Origin of the sequence: Floccifex sp. (genome assembly GCF_051873555.1) — a bacterium.
Lineage (GTDB): Bacteria > Bacillota_I > Bacilli_A > Erysipelotrichales > Erysipelotrichaceae > Floccifex.
Genome location: NZ_JBJEEY010000137.1, coordinates 13,054 through 32,204, shown reverse-complemented (window position 1 = coordinate 32,204; position 19,151 = coordinate 13,054). Strand labels below are relative to the sequence as shown.

17 protein-coding genes are annotated in these 19,151 nt (G+C 31.0%); 4 read left to right on the top strand and 13 right to left on the bottom strand.

Translation table 11 applies throughout. The features are described 5' to 3' along the window. From ACI32A_RS08000 to ACI32A_RS07990, 3 genes are all read right to left on the bottom strand, one after another. A partial coding sequence (locus ACI32A_RS08000; protein ID WP_439754524.1) for a PD-(D/E)XK nuclease family transposase occupies window positions 1-275 on the bottom strand: 275 nt, incomplete at its 3' end. A gap of 453 nt (window positions 276-728) precedes the next feature. Further along, complete coding sequence (locus ACI32A_RS07995) at window positions 729-3,269, bottom strand: ATP-dependent Clp protease ATP-binding subunit (protein WP_439754523.1); 2,541 nt, start codon at window positions 3,267-3,269, stop codon at window positions 729-731. A 70-nt stretch (window positions 3,270-3,339) separates the two neighbouring features. Then, a complete protein-coding gene (locus ACI32A_RS07990; RefSeq protein WP_439754522.1) occupies window positions 3,340-4,023 on the bottom strand; it encodes a DUF554 domain-containing protein in 684 nt (227 codons plus the stop codon). 66 nt (window positions 4,024-4,089) lie between these two features. Here ACI32A_RS07990 and ACI32A_RS07985 point away from each other — a divergent pair, with 66 nt between their 5' ends. After that, window positions 4,090-4,695 carry a hypothetical protein gene (locus tag ACI32A_RS07985; RefSeq protein WP_439754521.1) on the top strand — a complete coding sequence of 202 codons (606 nt, stop codon included), beginning with the start codon at window positions 4,090-4,092 and terminating at the stop codon, window positions 4,693-4,695. A gap of 22 nt (window positions 4,696-4,717) precedes the next feature. Then, complete coding sequence (locus tag ACI32A_RS07980) at window positions 4,718-5,638, top strand: magnesium transporter CorA family protein (protein WP_439754520.1); 921 nt, start codon at window positions 4,718-4,720, stop codon at window positions 5,636-5,638. 13 nt (window positions 5,639-5,651) lie between these two features. On the opposite strand, the gene ACI32A_RS07975 is transcribed toward ACI32A_RS07980, so the two are convergent. From ACI32A_RS07975 to ACI32A_RS07965, 3 genes are read right to left on the bottom strand one after another with little or no spacing between them, the layout of a single operon-like run. After that, on the bottom strand, window positions 5,652-6,137 hold the full coding sequence (locus tag ACI32A_RS07975) for a dihydrofolate reductase (RefSeq protein ID WP_439754519.1): 486 nt from the start codon (window positions 6,135-6,137) through the stop codon (window positions 5,652-5,654). An 8-nt stretch (window positions 6,138-6,145) separates the two neighbouring features. Next, on the bottom strand, window positions 6,146-7,018 hold the full coding sequence (gene thyA, locus ACI32A_RS07970) for a thymidylate synthase (protein WP_439754518.1): 873 nt from the start codon (window positions 7,016-7,018) through the stop codon (window positions 6,146-6,148). Then, entirely contained in the window at window positions 7,002-7,844 is an 843-nt protein-coding gene (locus ACI32A_RS07965) for an HAD family hydrolase (protein ID WP_439754517.1), read from the bottom strand. Before ACI32A_RS07965 ends, thyA begins: the two co-directional genes overlap by 17 nt. Window positions 7,845-7,898: 54 nt before the next feature. On the opposite strand from ACI32A_RS07965, the gene ACI32A_RS07960 reads away from it, so the two are divergent. After that, window positions 7,899-8,744, top strand: coding sequence for an RluA family pseudouridine synthase (locus tag ACI32A_RS07960; protein ID WP_439754516.1), 846 nt, complete (start codon window positions 7,899-7,901; stop codon window positions 8,742-8,744). Here the strand turns inward: ACI32A_RS07960 and ACI32A_RS07955 are convergent. Both ACI32A_RS07955 and ACI32A_RS07950 read right to left on the bottom strand, forming a co-directional pair. Then, complete coding sequence (locus ACI32A_RS07955) at window positions 8,729-9,220, bottom strand: prepilin peptidase (protein WP_439754515.1); 492 nt, start codon at window positions 9,218-9,220, stop codon at window positions 8,729-8,731. The two genes, ACI32A_RS07960 and ACI32A_RS07955, sit on opposite strands and share 16 nt — an antisense overlap. A 52-nt stretch (window positions 9,221-9,272) precedes the next feature. Continuing rightward, window positions 9,273-10,136, bottom strand: coding sequence for an RluA family pseudouridine synthase (locus tag ACI32A_RS07950; protein ID WP_439754514.1), 864 nt, complete (start codon window positions 10,134-10,136; stop codon window positions 9,273-9,275). A gap of 107 nt (window positions 10,137-10,243) precedes the next feature. On the opposite strand from ACI32A_RS07950, the gene ACI32A_RS07945 reads away from it, so the two are divergent. Beyond that, window positions 10,244-11,764: a 4Fe-4S dicluster domain-containing protein gene (locus tag ACI32A_RS07945; protein WP_439754513.1), complete on the top strand. Its 1,521-nt coding sequence runs from the start codon at window positions 10,244-10,246 to the stop codon at window positions 11,762-11,764. A gap of 19 nt (window positions 11,765-11,783) precedes the next feature. On the opposite strand, the gene ACI32A_RS07940 is transcribed toward ACI32A_RS07945, so the two are convergent. The 5 genes from ACI32A_RS07940 to ACI32A_RS07920 all read right to left on the bottom strand — a co-directional run bounded on the left by ACI32A_RS07940 (window position 11,784) and on the right by ACI32A_RS07920 (window position 19,135). After that, window positions 11,784-12,602, bottom strand: a complete 819-nt coding sequence (locus tag ACI32A_RS07940; RefSeq protein WP_439754512.1) for an MBL fold metallo-hydrolase — start codon at window positions 12,600-12,602, stop codon at window positions 11,784-11,786. A 14-nt stretch (window positions 12,603-12,616) separates the two neighbouring features. After that, a complete protein-coding gene (locus ACI32A_RS07935; protein WP_439754511.1) occupies window positions 12,617-14,737 on the bottom strand; it encodes a sensor histidine kinase in 2,121 nt (706 codons plus the stop codon). Window position 14,738: 1 nt separating this feature from the next. Then, window positions 14,739-15,437 carry a response regulator transcription factor gene (locus tag ACI32A_RS07930; RefSeq protein WP_439754510.1) on the bottom strand — a complete coding sequence of 233 codons (699 nt, stop codon included), beginning with the start codon at window positions 15,435-15,437 and terminating at the stop codon, window positions 14,739-14,741. A 105-nt stretch (window positions 15,438-15,542) separates the two neighbouring features. Continuing rightward, on the bottom strand, window positions 15,543-17,204 hold the full coding sequence (locus tag ACI32A_RS07925; protein ID WP_439754509.1) for a diphosphate--fructose-6-phosphate 1-phosphotransferase: 1,662 nt from the start codon (window positions 17,202-17,204) through the stop codon (window positions 15,543-15,545). A gap of 80 nt (window positions 17,205-17,284) precedes the next feature. Next, window positions 17,285-19,135 carry an ABC-F family ATP-binding cassette domain-containing protein gene (locus tag ACI32A_RS07920; protein ID WP_439754508.1) on the bottom strand — a complete coding sequence of 617 codons (1,851 nt, stop codon included), beginning with the start codon at window positions 19,133-19,135 and terminating at the stop codon, window positions 17,285-17,287. Between the last annotated feature and the right edge of the window lie 16 nt (window positions 19,136-19,151).

Genomic DNA, 19,151 nt, shown 5'->3' with positions numbered 1-19,151 from the left:
TAGTCCATATTCTTCTTGGCATTTTCAATATCCAGAATAGAAGCATAGTATCTTAATCGTTCTGGTAAAGCTTTTTGTATGCTTCTTTCCACTTCGATATCGTATATATTTCCTTCTGTATCAAATAATACAATATCACAAATAATGGATTTCGAATTGGCTTGTTTCAAATCATATTGAATAATATACTTTTCAATTTGGATATCATCTCTAGACAAGATTATATTCAATATCTTTTCTAATAATTTCTTGTTGTTTTTAAACAGGATACGCATAAAGGTATCATCAAAGGGTCTAAATCGTTTGATAGCTGATAGATACTGTTCTTTGTGTGCCGCGGGCATTGTGTAGTATTTTTATTCATTTAAAAATCCTCCTATAATATTGATTTGATGTATAATATTTCCGCAGCTTTTATATTATTCTGTCTTATTTGGTAAATACATCTTATCATATTAAAATATTCTAAATCCGGTTATTTTTTACATCATTTCATTTATTATTTACAAATAGTTAATTGTGAAAACAAAATGACAAAGAAAATTCATCATTATAGAATTACTTTTTTTCTTAATTACAATTACTTAGTATGGTAAATATATAAGATTTAATCTTCGTCAAGTCGTTATTGAAACTAATATTTATTTTCAAACTAGGTTAAGAAAAAAACCGGTCTTCTAAGGCCGGCTTAATTAAATTGTTAAATCTAATATAAATTGATTCTCTTTTTATTCCCAATCAAATGTATAATCCGAATCATAATCGACTTTTATAACAGAATCTTTTACATATCCTTTTTCAATGATTTTATGAGCAATTGGTGTTTCAATATATTTTTGAATATATCGTTTCATTGGACGTGCTCCATAAATTGGATCCACTCCCTGACTGGCAATTTGCTGGTAAGCTGCATCACTGACTTGCAAAGTAACATCTCTTGTTTGTAATCGATGCGCTAATTGATTCATAAATTTCTTAGCAATCTTTTCAAAGGATGAAGAATCTAAAGCATTGAAGACAATGATTTCATCAATACGATTAATGAATTCTGGTTTAAAGAAATGTTTCACTTCATTCATATAGTCATCATAATGATTTCCTGGTTCAAAAGCATATTGTGATCCTAAATTACTTGTCAAGATAATAATTGTATTCTTAAAATCAACGGTTACCCCTTTAGAGTCTGTAATACGACCATCATCTAAAATTTGAAGAAGAGTGTTAAAAACATCTGGGTGTGCTTTCTCAATTTCATCAAACAAAACAATACTATAAGGATTTCTTCGTACAGCTTCTGTTAGTTGTCCTCCTTCATCGTATCCAACATAACCAGGAGGCGCTCCAATTAATCGAGAAACACTGTGTTTTTCCATATATTCCGACATATCAATTCGAATAATGTGTCGTTCATCATCAAATAATTGTTCTGCTAAAGCTTTAGCCACCTCTGTTTTACCAACGCCCGTTGGTCCTAAAAACATAAAGGCACCAATTGGACGATTTTCATCTTGAATCTGTGCTTTAGATCTTAAAATTGCATCTGTTACTAATTCAAGAGCATGATTTTGTCCGACAACTCGTTTTCCTAATTCATCTTTAAGACGCAATAATTTTTCTCTTTGCCCTTCCACTAAACGAGTCACTTCGACACCCGTCCAGCGAGACACGATTTTGGCAATACTTTCTTCATCTACAGTTTCCTGAATTAAAGCATCGTCTTTTCTTTCTTTTTGAGATGCAATTTTACGTTCCAAATCTGGAATGACACCATATTGAAGACGAGCTGCATCTTCATATCGCATATCATTACGTGCTTGTTCTAACTCCAAACGAGCTCTTTCTAGTTCTTGTTTATATTCCTGTGCATGAGCCAATTCATTTTTTTCGTCTTCCCATTTCGAATGCATTTCATCTTTTTGAGATTGAAGTTTAGCCAATTCATTTTCAATTTCTTCTCGACGCTCAATAGCTTTTTTGTCTTCTTCTTTTAATAAAGACGTTTTTTCAATTTGTAGTTGAAGAATACGACGAGATAATTCATCCAATTCCTGTGGCATACTTTCCATTTCCACTTTCAAAGTAGCACAAGCTTCATCAACTAAGTCAATGGCTTTATCAGGAAGGAATCGATCGGTGATATATCGATTGGATAAAGTAGCCGCTGCAATCAATGATTCATCTAAAATACGAACACCGTGATAGGATTCGAAACGAGATTTTAATCCTCGTAAAATACTGATAGTATCTTCAACCGATGGTTCTTGTACCTGTACTTTCTGGAATCGTCTTTCCAGTGCAGCATCTTTTTCAATATATTTTCGATATTCATTAAAGGTTGTAGCACCAATACAATGAAGTTCTCCACGTGCCAGCATTGGTTTTAATAAATTTGCGGCATCCATTGATCCTTCTGTTTTACCAGCTCCAACTAAGTTATGAATTTCATCAATAAATAATATAATTTGACCATTGGCATTTTTTACTTCATCTAGAATTGCTTTTAATCGCTCCTCAAATTCACCACGATATTTGGCCCCGGCAATTAAAGAACCCATATCCAATTCAATTAATTGTTTTTCTTTTAAAGATTCAGGGACATCCCCTTTCATAATTCGCCAGGCAATTCCTTCTACAACAGCTGTTTTACCAACACCTGGTTCTCCAATTAGAACTGGATTGTTTTTGGTTTTACGTGATAAAATCTGCATCACACGACGAATTTCATCGTCTCGTCCAATGATAGGATCAATTTTTCCATCTTTCACATCTTGCACTAAATCTCTTCCATATTTTTTCAGTGCTTCAACATTTTCTTCTGCATTTGGTGAATCATATTTTTTTCCATTTCTTCTTTCTAATTCCGCTTGCTGACATTGAGATTCATTCAAATGAAATTCTTTCACCAACTGTCTTGAAATATATGATTTATTAAAAATCAATGCCAACCAAAGAGAAGCTACACTTAAATATGTTTCTTGATGTTCATTGGCCCATTTTTCTGCTTTATCAAAAGATTTAACAACTTCATTTGAAAAATTCAAATTGGATACATTTCCCGTCGCAATTCTTTGATTTTCCTGAGCAATGATTTGCAAAGCTCTTTGTTTATCTACTGATACTTTTGAAAACAATCCATCGAGTACATCATCTTTAAAAATTGCTTCCAATAAATCAATAGTATCGACACTAGTATGCGAATAAGTTTTAGCTTGATTAATCGCATTCATAATGATTTGTTGAAGTTTTTCAGACATTTTTTCAAAGTTCATAATGTACACCTCCCATTAGCACTCTTGTAATCCATGTGCTAATTGTATTATAGCAATGTTTTTAGCACTGTCAACACAAAAGTGCTAAAAACAGAAAGAAAATAACAGGTATTAGTAAACTTGGTAATAAATTTAATGTTTTAATGGATTTTATTTCTAAAATTGATAATCCAGAACAAAAAATTAAAAAGCCACCGACAATGGAGATTTCACACATCAAAGAAGAACTGATAAAATTTCCTAAAAAAAGTGTCAAAGTATAAATTGAACCTTGCCATAAAAATAAAACACCAGCACAAATCGAAATACCAATTCCATATGCTGAAGCCAATACACAGGAAGTTACCAAATCCAATGTAGCATTGGTAAATAAAAAAGTATAGTCTTGATACAAAGCCGCATTAACAGGTCCTAAAATTGATAAAGTTCCAATACAGAATAATAAAACACCTGTTGATATACCTTGGGCTAGTTTTCCTTTAGAAGAAAAATGATTCACAGCTTTTTGAAATTTTCCATCTAAATCTAAAATAGTTCCAATCAGGCTTCCCAACGCCAATGAAACAATAAACAATACAGGATATTGACTATTTGGCATATTTTGAACAATGGCATTTATACCTAGACCCGTTGCGGCTAATCCCATTGCCAAAAATAAAGCATCTTTATATTTGTCTTTAATTCCTTTTCGAATAATACTTCCAGTCAGGCTTCCAATTAAAATGGTACATGTATTCACAATAGTTCCAATCATATTTCTTTACACTCTTCTTTCTTCGATTTAAAATTGAATCAATTATAGCACAAAAAGGAGATTCTTATGAAATTTAGTGACATTGATTTTGGTCGTATTAAAGCAATGATGGACAACTTAAATGATGATCAAAAAGAAGAAATAAATCAATTTGCCCAGAATATGATGAACAATATGAACGAGGCCAAAGACCAGGAAGAAGAAATAACGTTTTATGAGTTTTTACATATTGATGAAGAAGAATACAAGGACTGCGTTGTCTTAGATTTAATTGAACAGGCATGTGATATTGAAATGTATTATGAAGATACACTAGAAGTAGACTACAGTGGCTGTGTTTTATATTATACAAAAGCCATTCTTATATTGTGTCGACAATATTTATATCCAGTTTATCAAGAATTGAATGTGTTAAATACATCTGTATCTACAACAACTTTATTTTCTTTTCTTCAGCCATTGATGAATGAAGAAACCATTTATTTATTCGTTGATGAAAATAAAACAAATTCTAATACTTTGATTTCTCTTCGTTCTTTTCTGCAACAAAGTTTAATGATGTTAAATCGTGCGGAATTTGATTTTGTGAATTATGAAGACTTACAGGCTTTTAAACAAATCCTATTTGACCAGAAAAATTTATTATCAATAAAAGAAATCTTTCCCGAATAAAAAAAAATGATATAATTTAACCATGATTGAATACTACATGACAGAAAATCGAAATATTGTTCAAATTGATGGTCCTCAAAAAGGCTGCTGGATCAATGTGGTGGATCCAAATCGAAAAGAAAAACTCACATTGATTCGTGAAATCGGTATTTTAGAAGAATTTGTGAAATCGTCTTTAGACCGTTCTGAAAATGCCCATATTGACTATGATGACGATGTTAATCAAACGTTGTTTATTGTGGATTGTCCTCACTTAGTCCGTAGTGAAAATGCGACTTATAACACATATCCTTTAGGTATTGTCATTTGCGATGAATATATAGTTTCGATTAGTTTATCTGAAAACACTGAAATCAATGAAATCATTAATGGAAAAATTCGAGGACTGAATACCAATAAACCTGTTCAGTTTTTCCTTCATTTTATGTTGAAAATTTCACAGAAATACTTAATATATCTACAACAAATTGATCATTATTCCACTGAATTATCGTCTCGTTTACGTGAAACAATGAAAAATGAAGAATTATTGAGTATGTTAGCTTTGGAAAAATCTTTAATTTATTTTTCGACGTCTTTAAAATCGGATGAAGTTGTACTAAAAAAACTTCTTCGTTGTCGGCAGTTTAAATTAGATGAAGATGAAAATGATTTATTGGATGATGTTTTAATTGAAATTGATCAAGCCAATGAAATGAGTCATATTTATAAAGATGTCTTAAATGGAACAATGGATACTTTTTCAAATATCATTGCCAATAACTTAAACTTTTCCATGAAAGATTTGACGATTATTACCATTTCAATGGAAGTACCTAATATGGTTTTTGGATTTTATGGAATGAATGTTAAATCCTTGCCCATTGCGGTTTCATGGTTTCCATTTCTATTTTCCATTGCCTTAGCATTAATTGTTTTTGTGATTGTGAAAAAAATGAGATAAAACAAAAAAGGACTTAGTTGTCCTTTTTTCTATATTCAACATGATGATAATGAAATCCATTTTCCTGGATATCAGTTAGTTCTTTTCGAATATATAGATTCTTATCAAAACTTGGATAAAATGCATCTGCATCAAAAGATGCATCAATTTCTGTTAATAATAAACGAGAACTATATGGTAATAACGCTTTATAAATTTGGGCACCTCCGATTACATAAATATCTTGAGAATAGTCTTTATATGTTTCCAGGAAAGATTCAATACTTTCAAAGACTTCCACTTCTTCAGGTAAAGAAGGATGTGTTCTAGAAATCACAATATGATGCCGTTTTGGAAGCAAACCTGGCAATGATTCAAAAGTTTTTCGTCCCATCACAATGATGTGTCCCTTTGTTTGCTGCCGAAAAAATTTCATATCTTCTTTTAAATGCCAAATCAATTGATTGTCTTTTCCTAGTTCATAGTTTTTTCCAATTGCTGCAATTTGTACTAAATTCATAATTTCTCCTATTGAGCCAATGGAAAAATAATTTTTCCCATATGACGATAATCTATTAATTTTACGTCTTTACATTCTTTAGACGAATCAAACGCATAGAAATCTGTAATTTCTGGATTGATCCAGCATTCTGGTGCTGGATACGAACCAAATGTTTTATAACGATACAATTGTTCTTTAATTCCTTCCACTTGATTCACATAAATATGTGCATCTTTAATAGACCAATCCAAAGTACCCGGTTTTAAATTCGTCACTTGTGCTATCATTTTTAATAAAACAGCGTACTGTGTCACATTAAATGGAAGCCCCAAAGGAACATCACAACTTCTTTGATGAACCCATACATTTAAAGTATCACCTGTTACATCCCATTCACTGGACCATACACAACTTGGCAAAACAGCTGTATCTAAATACGCATCTTGCCACAAAGAAAGAACTCGGCGACGATCGTTTTTATCTTTTTGAATGGATTCAATGAGACGATCCATTAAATGATATTCTTTCACAATAAAACCATAGGCTGTTCCAATCGTATGAGCAAAGGATGGATCAAAATGTTTTAAAACATTTCCTGTTTTTTCATCCAGCCAATCCCCGTTTTCATTAATTTCCCATTTATCCCAGATATGAACATTTCTTTCCTGCAGCCATGAAACATCATTAGACTGTGCTTGATAAATCCATAACATTTCTAAAATTGCCTGGCGAATAAATAATTGTTTCGTTGTCAGAATCGGAAATTCTTTTCCTACATCCAATTGAAAATGGGCACTGGGAATTTTAATCGTATTGATTCCCGTCCGATTTTCCACTTCTATTCCTTTTTCCAAAATGGTTTGGCATAAACCACAATAAATATCATCCCATTGTGACATGGTGTTCCTCCGTTAAAATATAGTCATATACAAAATGTGCAATGGCATTTTCTTCATTTGTATATTCAGATACATAGTCTGCAATTTCTTTAATGCGATTTCTTGCGTTTTTCATCGCAACACCACATCCAGAAGCCAGTAACATTTCTTTATCGTTTAAATCATCACCAAAAGCTACTACGTGTTCTTTTGATGTTCCAAAGTGTTCACATAATTTTTGAATTCCAAATCCTTTATTAATATGAGGATCTACAAATTCAAATAGATAATTTGCCGTAAAAAATCCTGTGCAATTTGGATTTTTAAATTCCTTGGCTCTTTGTTCGACTACTTTTTGATACGAAGGATCAAAATTTAATATTAATTTATTTATTTTACGATTTTGAAGGAATTCATATAAATCACATTCAATTTCATTTTCTTTAAATAATTTGGCATTAGCTCTGGTTTCAGGCGTTGATTTATTTACATAGCGATCATCTCCAATCAATACCTGGAAAATAACATCATAGCCTTTAAAAAAATCCATGATTTCCATCACAATGCTTCCATCTAATAAATAAAATTCTTCTTTTTGTTGCAGACGATAATCATAAATAGCGCCTCCATTCATTCCCATCACAAAACCAATATCTTTAGACATGCCCCAGTCTTCTATCGTTTTTAAAATTGTTTCTACAGGTCTTCCAGAAGCAATTCCAAAAAAGATTCCGTTTTGTTTTAAATCCCGAATAGCTTGTTTATTCATTTCTGATACTTCTTTATTGGCATTTAATAAAGTTCCGTCTAAATCAGTCGCAACTAATGTAATCGTATTTTTAATCATAAAAAAATCTCCTTACTTGTTCCATTATATCAGTTTTTTTTATAAAATGATTCTATGATTGAAATTTTAGATTTAAATGCTTATTCATTTACATTTCAAATAAAAAAAGATTGCAGTTTTCAAGATTTACTGTCTTTTTTCCATATTTCAAAAAAGAAATTCAATACACATACAATAAAACCCAAGTTAAATTTTTATCCCAAAAATACCATTTGTATTATTGAATTCTCTATTGAGGAAAATTTTCCATCAATAAATAAAGACATTCAAATCTTATATGAAGACCAAATATTAATTGCAGTCTATAAACCACCTTTTCTTTTAGTTCATGATGATGGATTTCATATTGATAATCTTCAAAATCGTGTAAATGCATATTTAAAAAGTCAATATCATCCCCATAGTGCCCAGGCCATTCATCGCATTGATACTCAATGCTCTGGCATTGTTTTATTTTCCAGGCTTCCTTTTTTCCAGGGGATGTTAGACGAAATGATTGCCAGTCATTCTTGTTTAAAAGAATATAATGCACTTGTCAAAGGTAAAATGAATTTTAAAGATAAGACAGTGAATTATCCAATTTCTGGTAATCGTCACAATTCAAAAGAAATGATTGTACATAAAAATGGAAAAAAAGCAATTTCTCATATTCATGTCTTAAAAACATTTTCAAATTATACATTGTGTCAAATTCAAATTGAAACAGGTCGAAAACATCAGATTCGTTTGCACCTAAAAACGCTTGGATATCCCATTGTTAATGATCCTGTTTATGGTTATATTGAAAATCAAGACGGCTTATTGCTTGAGAATACACACATGGCTTTTATGCATCCTTTATTTTCGATTCCCATTGATATTCAAGTACCTTTAGATGATCGATTTCACATAAAGAAATAGAAAATGGTATACCCTTTCCACAGGGCAATAAATACACCTATAGCCAGACAAGAACAAAAAGGAATTAATTTTTGTTTGAAAGCATAAAAAATAAATCCACAAAATATCGAAATAAAGAATGCCACCATCATTCTTTGATAGCCTAAACAAAGAGCAAACAAAAAAATAAAACAAACATCTGCACTTCCCATTCCTTTTTTTAGATACATTAAAAAACATGGAAACGAAAAAAGAATGGCATTTAGAAAATATAGCTTATGAAAATGAATAAGAAATAGAATTGAAAATGGAATCCAGATTTTAGATATATGATAGGTGTAATAGTCTTGTAGACATAAACAGTAAAGGAAAATTGAAATCAAAAATGGAATGTTAAAGAAAGATAAAATATTCAGAATCATGAAATCAATGAAAATAGAATGAAAGGATTGATATTTTAAATAATGGATTGCCAAAAATAAAAGTAATAATTTCATACTTCTATTATAGAAATCAATTCTTATTTATTCATTACAAAATCAAAAAAACTTACTCAATTTGTATATTGGGTAAGTATAATTTATCAAATATAAGTTGATACGCCTTGAGTTCTATCTTTTTCTTTTTTCCCTTATATCCGTATTTTGTGTCTCCAATTAAAGGATGTCCAATACTGGAAAAAGAAACACGTATTTGATGAAAGCGTCCTGTTTTTAGTTCAATATTTACAATCGTTTCATTTTCAAATTCCTGTATCACCTGATAATAAAGAAGAGCTTCTTTATAACCTTCTTTTTTTTGTTTACAAGCCAAAGCTTTGGTTCCTTCTTTTTTTATATATAAATGAATTTTTCCTTTTCCTTTTAATTTTCCATCCACTCTGGCTCGATAAAATTTATGAACGTTTCCACAAGCAATTTGTTCATTCATTTCTTTTAATGATTTTGCGTTTTTTGCCGCAATGACTAAACCAGTAGTATTTCGATCCAATCGATTACAAATAGCAGGGGCAAAACTGTTTTCTTGTTCTGGGTTGTATTCATTTTTATAGAATAAATAGCTTTGAATACGAGAAACCAGGCAATCTTGATTTCCTTTCTGATCACTTTGGGATAATAGTCCATATTCTTTATTAACAATCAAATAATTATTGTCTTCATAAACAATAGAAAGTGGTTTTTCTTTTTCAATGTTTCTTTCTTTTTGAATGAGGCAATCATCTGGAAGAAATAATAAAATTTGATCGTTTTCTTGTAATATTTGATTAAATTCACATCGTTTTCGATTAATTTTAATTTTCTTATTTCGAATGGCTTTATACATCATTGCCTTTGAAAGAAATGGAAAACTTTTTTGAAGAAATTTATCCAGTCTTTGATTGGCATCATTTTTTTGAATTGTGATTTCTTTCATATAAATAGTATACTAAATTTCTATAAATTTGTGAAATTTTTACCAAAAGACTTTTAAATTAAATATTTTATCTGTATAATTTAAATGTTAAAAAAAGGAGATGTATTATGCCTAGAGGAGTATATAATTCGGTCACTGATATTCGTAGAAAAATATTTACTGCCATTGCTCAAATGGCGTACTCAGATGATACAGATTACGCAAGACGAATTGAAGAAATCCCTTATGAAATTCTACCTGGAACAAAAGCTACTTATCGGAATAGCATTTTCTTAGAAAGAGCTATTATCGGTGAGAGATTGCGTTTAGGAATGGGGCTTCCAATTCGTGAACACGGAGAATATGGAAAAATTTCAGATGGAATTGAAGAAAGTACAATTGCGAAAAAATATTATGACGATCCATTGATCAATATCATTAAATTTGCCTGCAATGCTTGTCCTGAAAAACAAATTTTTGTGACAAACGCATGCCAGGGATGTTTATCTCATCAATGTACAGAAGTATGTCCAAGAGATGCGATCCATATTGTCAATGGACGAAGTTTTGTGGATCAGGAAAAATGTATTAAATGTGGTCGTTGTATGGATGCCTGTCCATATAATGCGATTACTAAAATTGAACGTCCATGTGCTGCCAGCTGTGGAATGGATGCCATCAGTTCTGATGAAGAAGGAAAAGCTGTCATCAATTATGATAAATGTGTAAGCTGTGGTCAGTGTTTAGTCAATTGTCCATTTGGCGCCATTGTTGATAAAGGACAAATTTTCCAGACTATTTATGCAATGAAAGAAGGATATGAAGTAATTGCTGCCATTGCCCCTGCTTTTGTGGGTCAATTTGGACCTAAAGTAACACCAGACAAAGTTAAATCCGCATTGAAACAATTAGGTTTTGCGGATGTTGTTGAAGTTGCGATTGGAGCCGATTTATGTACAATTGAAGAAGCCGAAGACTTCTTACAAAAAGTACCTGAAAAACAACCATTTATGGCAACAAGCTGTTGTCCTGCATGGTCTGTTATGGCTAAGAAAAACTTCCCACAATTTGCACCTTATATTTCCATGGCACTTACACCAATGGTTTTAACAGGTCGATTGATTAAAAAAGATAAACCAAATGCAAAAGTTGTATTCATTGGACCATGTGCTGCTAAGAAACTAGAAGCCAGTCGTCGTTCCATTCGTTCTGACATTGATTTTGTTTTAACTTTTGAAGAAGTCATGGGTATGTTCAATGCAAAAAACATTGACTTAACAAATATTGAAGGAAGTGATCCATTATTAGAAGGATCCAATACAGCTCGTGGATTTGCGGTGAGTGGTGGAGTTGCCAAAGCCGTAAAGGATTTAATCAACAAACAACATCCTGAATTGGATGTTAAAGTGCAAGCCGCTGAAGGATTAAAGAACTGTCGTTCCATGTTGATGATGGCCAAAGCCGGTCGTTTAAATGGATATTTATTAGAAGGTATGGCTTGTCCTGGTGGATGTGTTGCTGGAGCTGGTACTTTACAGCCAATCACAAAATCCAGTGCCTTAATTAAAAAATATGCCAACGAAAACAGTCGTAAACTTGCCGATGATTCAGAATATGGTCATCGTTTACATGAAGTAAGTGAACAATAGAAAAAAATACGCCATCGATTTATTCCGATGACGTATTTATTATTTTTCCTGTTTCTAATTTATGAATTTGATTTTGAAGTTGATTTTTTAGAATTTTATACGCAAAATCACCTGTGCAATGTCCTGTATAATATATACATTTATGTTTCTTTAATTCTATTGCGATATCTTGAATCATTTGTATGTCCTGTGATTCATAGTTTGAGCGAATAAGATGGAATCCAGATATTACGATGTCTGGATCTTTTTTATATATTTTATGAAATGTATTGAGAATATTGACAATGCCATTGTGTGCACAACCAGAAATTAAAATGGTTTGTTTTTGATGAATCACGATATAGATTTCATGTGCAAAATCGTCTTGCTGCAATTTTTGATGGTCTTTATATTTGAGTCTTAAATTACTTTGCGGCCAGAAATATTCATGAATCACATCGGTAAATATTTCAATTTCATCAATCTTCATATTTGAATCAATCCAGCGAATTTGATGATGATTCCATAATACCGGATTTATTCCAATATATTTTTCTTTTCCATTTTTCAAGCTATAAAATTCTTTTTTAGCTTCTTGATGAATGTAAATTATTGCCGTATGGTTTATTTCTAAAAAGGATTGTAAACCTCCAGCATGGTCATAATGACCATGACTGATAAAGACTAAATCCACCTTTGATAGATCAATATTTAATATTTGTGCGTTTTTTATAAACAAATCACTTTGTCCTGTATCCACTAAAATCTTATGATTGTTTGTTTCAATATAAAAAGATAGACCATGTTCACATAAAAAAGGATATGAACTCGTGTTTTCGATTAAATTCACTATTTTCATATCCTTATTGTAGCTTATTTTTTAAACGTTACAATAGTTTTAAATAAATCGCCTTCAATTTCAATTGTAAAAATTCCACCTTGAATTTCTGTAAAACTCTTGACAATGGCTAACCCCAATCCACTTCCTGTTTCATGTCGAGATTTATCTCCACGTACAAATCGTTCTTCAATTTCTTCTGGTGTAAAATTCATTTCATCTTGTGAGATGTTTTTAAAAATCACTTGGACGGTTTCTTCATTTTCAAATACATCTAAATACACTCTTGAAAAAGATAAAGAATATTTTGCGATATTTGTTAATAAATTTTCAAAGATTCGATATGTTTTATTGCTATCTAGATTTAAAAGTATTTCGTCGTCTTCAAAATTCTTTTTGATGACTAAATGTTTTTCTTCTAAAGCTTCTTCATTTTCAAAAATAACTTGATTTAATAAAGAAATAATATTGAGTTGGTGTATTTCCAATTCTATGTTTCCGCTATTAATTTTTGAAATCTGTAATAAATCTTGCATTAAAACATTCAATCGATCACAATATTTATTTAAGTTATCTAAATATTCTTTTCGTGTTTCTTCTTTTATATTTACATCTTGTAAAAGAAGTACATAGTTTTTAATACAAGTTAATGGAGTTTTTAAGTCATGTGACACATTGGAAATTAATTCCACTTTCATATTTTGCGATTTAGCTTCTTCTTTAACAGCTAATTCAAATCCATCATATACTTCATTAATAGAATCTTTTAAGGAATTAAATAAATGAACATCCTGATCCATTTTATTATTAAAGTTTCCTTCTTTTAATTGATTTGTCGCATCAAGTAATGCTTTATAATCCACTCTAATTTCATCAATTTTTTTCATCGCAAAATAGAACAAAATAAGACTGTAAATACATCCTAATACAAAGCCAAATCCTTCTAAAAGTCCAAAAATACACATTAAAATTAAATTTATCAAACATAAAATGGATATAGGAAGAACATATGAACTGGATAAATCCATGCGACTTAAATTTAATATTTTTCCTTTGATCCAATAATACAATTTTGTGATCAGGCATTTTTCTTTTAAATATTGAATTGGATGTATAATAATTTGTTTGCAGATAAATATGGCTATCGCAATTAATAAATAAGAAATAAAATACATGCAAATGTTTCCTAAATAAAGGAGTGGTTCTAAATTTATCTGGTTGATTTGTTTTAATTGTGACACAATGGTTCCTGAAGCCGTAAAAAAGGCCACATATAAATTGGCAGCGATCATACATGGTATACTGATACACAATATAATGAATAAAAATTCAAAATGAATGTTTTGTATCCACTTAAATGGAATGATTTCTTTTAAATATTTGATAGGAACCAGTAATATATATATCAATAAAATAATAAATACAATGGAATAAAGAATCGCAAAACATTGCATATATATTTCTTGTTTATAATATAAATCGTAATTTGAAAATACACTTGTTGAATCAATTTTTAATGGAACTTCTATATGAATTTCAATATTTTCAGGGACATTGAGTGTACAAAGTGTATTATAGGAATACGTATATTCATCTGTTTGATAGTGAATTGTTTCTCCATCATCTTCCATCCATATATCTTCAATGTCATATAAGTTATTATCTAAAAACTGATTAAAGATGTCTTTAAATAGTGCTTCCATGGATTCATGGTAATTACTGTTCAATTCCCATTGATTCTCTTTTTTTGTATAAGTTAAATATAAATTCAAATTTTCTTTTTTATTTGTGAAATTTTCTTTTAAATTGGATTCTTCCTGATTGGTTTTTATATTTTTAAAAGAATAATAAAAACTGGAATCATTTTTATTATATAAATAATAATTATTTACTTCTGTATAAAATCTTTCTTCAATTTCATTTTTTAAGTCTTTATTTATGTTTTCAGGAAATGTTAGCGGCTGATAATTTTCATCCAGGTTTATAGCTTCCTGAACGATGAAATATATCAAATCTTCTTGAAATTGATATCCAAAGTTCCTATTCTTTTTTGAATTGGCCAAATCTTTTATAGATGGATAAAAAATAATGGATAAAATGGATACTGCGACTAAAATGAAATAGAAAAGAATCGTAAAAATGTTTTTCTTTTTCAATTTAATGCCCTCTTTCTATTTTATATCCAATTCCATAAACTACTTTGATATAATCTGGATTCTTCGGATCTACTTCAATTTTTTCTCGTAGTTTTCGTATATGTACCATAATGGTTTGCGTACTAATGGCATCTTCTTTCCATACAGTTTCATATATTTCCTCCGATGAAAATATTTTTCCAGGATAAGACATCAAGAGTTCAAGTATATAGTATTCTTTTGCGGTTAATTGAATTTGTTTTCCGTCTACAAATACTTCTTTTGTGTCTTGATTTAATTCCAATCCACGTACAACTAATTTTTTTGAATTTGTTGAATGTTCTTTTAAGCGAATAATTTGTTCGTATCGACGAATATGTGAGTTGACTCTAGCCATTAAAACCGATACCTCAAATGGTTTTGTGACATAATCATCGGCTCCTACATTTAATCCATTGATTTTATCGATATCTTCACTTTTTGCGCTTAAAAAGATGATTGGAAAATCATATTGTTCGCGTACATGCAATGTGAATTCAACACCATCCATAACAGGCATCATGATATCTACAATCGCCAGATGGACTTCTTTTGTGACTTTATCCAATGCGTCTTTACCATTTATTGCCTGAATCACATTGTATCCCTGATTTTTTAAAAAAATAGCTAATGTGTCGCGAATTCCTTTTTCATCTTCGACAATTAAAATTGTATGATTCATAAGCCTCTCCTTTCTCATACATAGAATACTGTATAAAACATAAAATAAAGCGTTTAAATTCTAAAGAATTTCTTAAAAAAAAGCCCCACAATTGTGGGGACAATATTATTCACCTTTTTCCAAAGCAAGAGTACGAGTTGTTAAGTCACATACTTCAGTTGGTCCATAATATTGGATGGCACCTGGATATGTATAAGCTGTTTCTACAGCCCATTGATCACGATGTGCTTCGAAGAATTTGAATGGCTTTCCATCCAATTCAACCAATGCTTTTTTAATAACTGGTTTATCTTCTCCGTGACGTCTTTCGATATTCATCATCTTCGTGATTGGCATACCACCAGCAACCCATTCTTCAGCTGGTTTTGAAAGATTTGATACTTTTGATAAATATCCATTGTATCCATATTGAATCAACATGAAAGCGTTATATCCCAATGAATAACAGTAGTCAGCATCAAAATTAGATGGGAATGCACATCTTCCTTCGTATCCAAAGAAATGATGAAGGGCATTGAATTTACCTTTATAAGTTCCTGCTGCTCTTCTTTCTTCTAATTTATCTTTAACCAAAGCAGAGAATAATTTTTCAGATTCAATCAATGAAACTTGTACATTTCCATGTGGATCTCTTTCCAGGAATAATTGTTGTTGGATTGTTTCAGGAAGAATCGCAAATACAGCCATAGATTCTTTTGTTAATCCTTTTTCGATGAATGCATATTTATCTTTCCAAGTTGGTAAAGCATTGAATTCATCTGCTTTTTTACCTGCCAATAATTCATTGATTTCAGAAATCAATACAGAGAATTCAGGAACAAATTCAACAACACCTTCTGGAATAATGGCTACACCAAAGTTATCTCCATTTGCTGCACGTTTTTCAACAGAATCTGCAATATAGTCAGCAATTTGAGATAGAGACATTTTTTTAGTGGCTACTTCTTCAGAAATCAAACAAATATTTGGTTGTGTTTCCAATGCACATTCTAAAGCAACGTGAGAAGCAGAACGTCCCATTACTTTAACAAAGTGCCAGTATTTTTTAGCAGAGTTGGCATCTCTTTCGATATTTCCAATGACTTCACTATAAGTTTTTGTTGCAGTGTCAAATCCAAATGAACATTCAATGTCTTCGTTCTTTAAGTCTCCATCAATTGTCTTTGGACAACCAATGACTTGAACACCTGTTCCATTTGCAGCAAAATATTCAGCTAATACAGCCGCATTTGTATTGGAGTCATCTCCTCCAATGATTACGATAGCAGTGATTCCATGTTTTTTGCATACTTCAGCTGCAACCGCGAATTGTTCTTGTGTTTCTAATTTTGTACGCCCAGATCCAATAATATCGAATCCACCTGTATTACGATATTGATCGATATATTGATCATCAAAAATCAAATAATCGTCTTCTAATAATCCACTAGGTCCTTTTTTGAATCCATATAATACATTTTCTTTATTAGTTGCTTTTAATGCATCATATAAACCACAAATAACATTGTGTCCACCAGGTGCTTGTCCACCTGATAAGATGACACCAACAACTTGTTTTTTTGTTTCAGATGTATTTTGTCCTTTTTGGAAAGTGATTTCCTTTTTTCCGTATGTGTTAGGGAAAAGAGCCTGGATTTTTTCCTGATCCGCAACACTTTGTGTTGCTTCTCCTTCTTTAACACAAATGTCTTGGATACCATTTCTTAGCATTCCAGGTAATTTTGGAACATATTGATATCTTGCTTTTTGAAGTGCTGAAAGATTCATTATTTTTATCTCCTTTATCTAAAAATCTTCTTATTTTCACTAAATATATTAGAACATTTTATGAAAAATGTAAATAGACTTTAATTTTCCAATACTTTCATTTTTTCTTCCCATTCCTGCATCAAAGCATGAATTTCATTATGTTTTTCATCAATTTTCTGATCCAATTGCTCCATTTTACGATAATCCTGATAATATTCCGGTTCATAACGAAGTTCACGAAGTGCTTCTAAATCCTTTTCTGCTTCTTCTAATAAAGCTTCCAGCTTTACGACACGATTCTTCATTTGCTTTAAATCCTGAAACGATTTTTGACTTTCTTTCTTTTCTTTTTGTATTTCCATTTGAATGGGTTCATCTTTTTTCAGACAATATTCTTCGTAATTTAAATCATATACAATGGAACAATCCATATCTAAAATACGTGTAGCCATTTTCTTTAAAAACATACGATCATGACTAACAAAAAGGATGGTTCCATCATATTTTTCTAAAGCATCTTCTAGAGCTTCTTTTGATGGGATATCTAAGTGATTCGTGGGCTCATCCAGAATCAATAAATTATCGTGATCCATCATTAATTTAGCCAATGCTAATCGAACTCTTTCTCCTCCAGATAAATTGACAACATCTTTAAAAACTTCGTCCTGGGTAAACAAAAAACTTGCCAATGTGTTTCGTATTTCAGTTTGCGTCGCATCTATATTTTCGTCCCATAATTCGTCTAATACATTTTTTTGTGAATACATTTGCGCACTTTCCTGATTGAAATATCCAATATCAATTTGATGTCCAAAACGAAATTGGCCCGAAATGGGTTCTATTTCATGAACCAATGTTTTAATCAATGTACTCTTTCCTATTCCATTTTTACCAACAATTCCAAGGCGATCGTGGCACATCAATGTAAATGAAACATTTGATAATATAGTGTCATAGCCAATGGACAATGAATCAACATCTAAAACTTGTTTTCCTCCTTTTCTTGCACAAGAAAAAGTGGCTTTCATTTGTGAAGTATCGCTTCGACTATCTTCAATTCTATCCATTCGATCTAAGTATTTTTGTTTAGACTTCGCAAAAGCAGCTTTATTTTTTTTATATCGAAATTTGTCAATTAAAGCTTCTAATCGTTGTATTTCTTGTTGCTGACGAACAAAAGCATCGTGATTCTTTTCAAGAAAATCTTGTTTGGCTTTCACAAAGTGAGAGTAGTTTCCAACATAACGTGTTGTTTTTCCAAATTCAATTTCAATGACTTCGTCTATGACATGATCTAAAAACATACGATCGTGACTAACCAAAATAACGGCACTTGGATAGTGTTGAATATAGTTTTCGAGCCATTCAATGGAATTTAAATCCAAGTGATTGGTTGGTTCATCCAGTAAAAGAACATCGGGTTTTGTCAACAACAATTTAACGAGTGCAATTCGTGTTTTTTGTCCTGAAGAAAATTCGCAGAGTTGTTTTTGCAGGTCTTCTTCACTAAATTGAAAATGAAAAAATACGTTTTTTAGTTCTACTTCGTAATTGTAGCCATTCATCATTTCAAAGCGATGTTGAAGCAGGGAATATTTTTCCATTTCTTTTTCACTATAATTGGTTTCCAGTACTTTGGCTTGTTCATTTAATTGTTTTTCTAATTCCTTTAAAGGTTCAAAAACACTTAATAATTCTTCATATACGCTGTGATATTCATTTTGAAATGTAATTTGCGATAAATATCCTATTTTGACTTGATTTGGAATGGTTAAAGTACCTGAATCCATGGTCTCTTGTCCACATATAATTTTTAATAAAGTACTTTTCCCACATCCATTTTTTCCAATCAAAGCAATTTTCTCATGATCTTTCACTAAAAGATTGGCATCCAGCAAGACATCTTGAGTGCCATATGATTTTTTTATATGACTTAATTGTAATTTCATTGATTGCCTCCAAAAG

Coding starts and splice junctions, on each gene's coding strand:
- thyA (WP_439754518.1), bottom strand. CDS start 7,018: ATGTCACAATGGGATGATATTTATTGTGGTTTATGCCAAACCATTTTG.
- ACI32A_RS07955 (WP_439754515.1), bottom strand. CDS start 9,220: ATGAAATTATTACTTTTATTTTTGGCAATCCATTATTTAAAATATCAA.
- ACI32A_RS07925 (WP_439754509.1), bottom strand. CDS start 17,204: ATGAATCTTTCAGCACTTCAAAAAGCAAGATATCAATATGTTCCAAAA.
- ACI32A_RS07930 (WP_439754510.1), bottom strand. CDS start 15,437: ATGAATCATACAATTTTAATTGTCGAAGATGAAAAAGGAATTCGCGAC.
- ACI32A_RS07995 (WP_439754523.1), bottom strand. CDS start 3,269: ATGAACTTTGAAAAAATGTCTGAAAAACTTCAACAAATCATTATGAAT.
- ACI32A_RS07945 (WP_439754513.1), top strand. CDS start 10,244: ATGCCTAGAGGAGTATATAATTCGGTCACTGATATTCGTAGAAAAATA.
- ACI32A_RS07980 (WP_439754520.1), top strand. CDS start 4,718: ATGATTGAATACTACATGACAGAAAATCGAAATATTGTTCAAATTGAT.
- ACI32A_RS07960 (WP_439754516.1), top strand. CDS start 7,899: ATGATTGAAATTTTAGATTTAAATGCTTATTCATTTACATTTCAAATA.
- ACI32A_RS07975 (WP_439754519.1), bottom strand. CDS start 6,137: ATGAATTTAGTACAAATTGCAGCAATTGGAAAAAACTATGAACTAGGA.
- ACI32A_RS07985 (WP_439754521.1), top strand. CDS start 4,090: ATGAAATTTAGTGACATTGATTTTGGTCGTATTAAAGCAATGATGGAC.
- ACI32A_RS07950 (WP_439754514.1), bottom strand. CDS start 10,136: ATGAAAGAAATCACAATTCAAAAAAATGATGCCAATCAAAGACTGGAT.
- ACI32A_RS07965 (WP_439754517.1), bottom strand. CDS start 7,844: ATGATTAAAAATACGATTACATTAGTTGCGACTGATTTAGACGGAACT.
- ACI32A_RS07990 (WP_439754522.1), bottom strand. CDS start 4,023: ATGATTGGAACTATTGTGAATACATGTACCATTTTAATTGGAAGCCTG.
- ACI32A_RS07940 (WP_439754512.1), bottom strand. CDS start 12,602: ATGAAAATAGTGAATTTAATCGAAAACACGAGTTCATATCCTTTTTTA.
- ACI32A_RS07920 (WP_439754508.1), bottom strand. CDS start 19,135: ATGAAATTACAATTAAGTCATATAAAAAAATCATATGGCACTCAAGAT.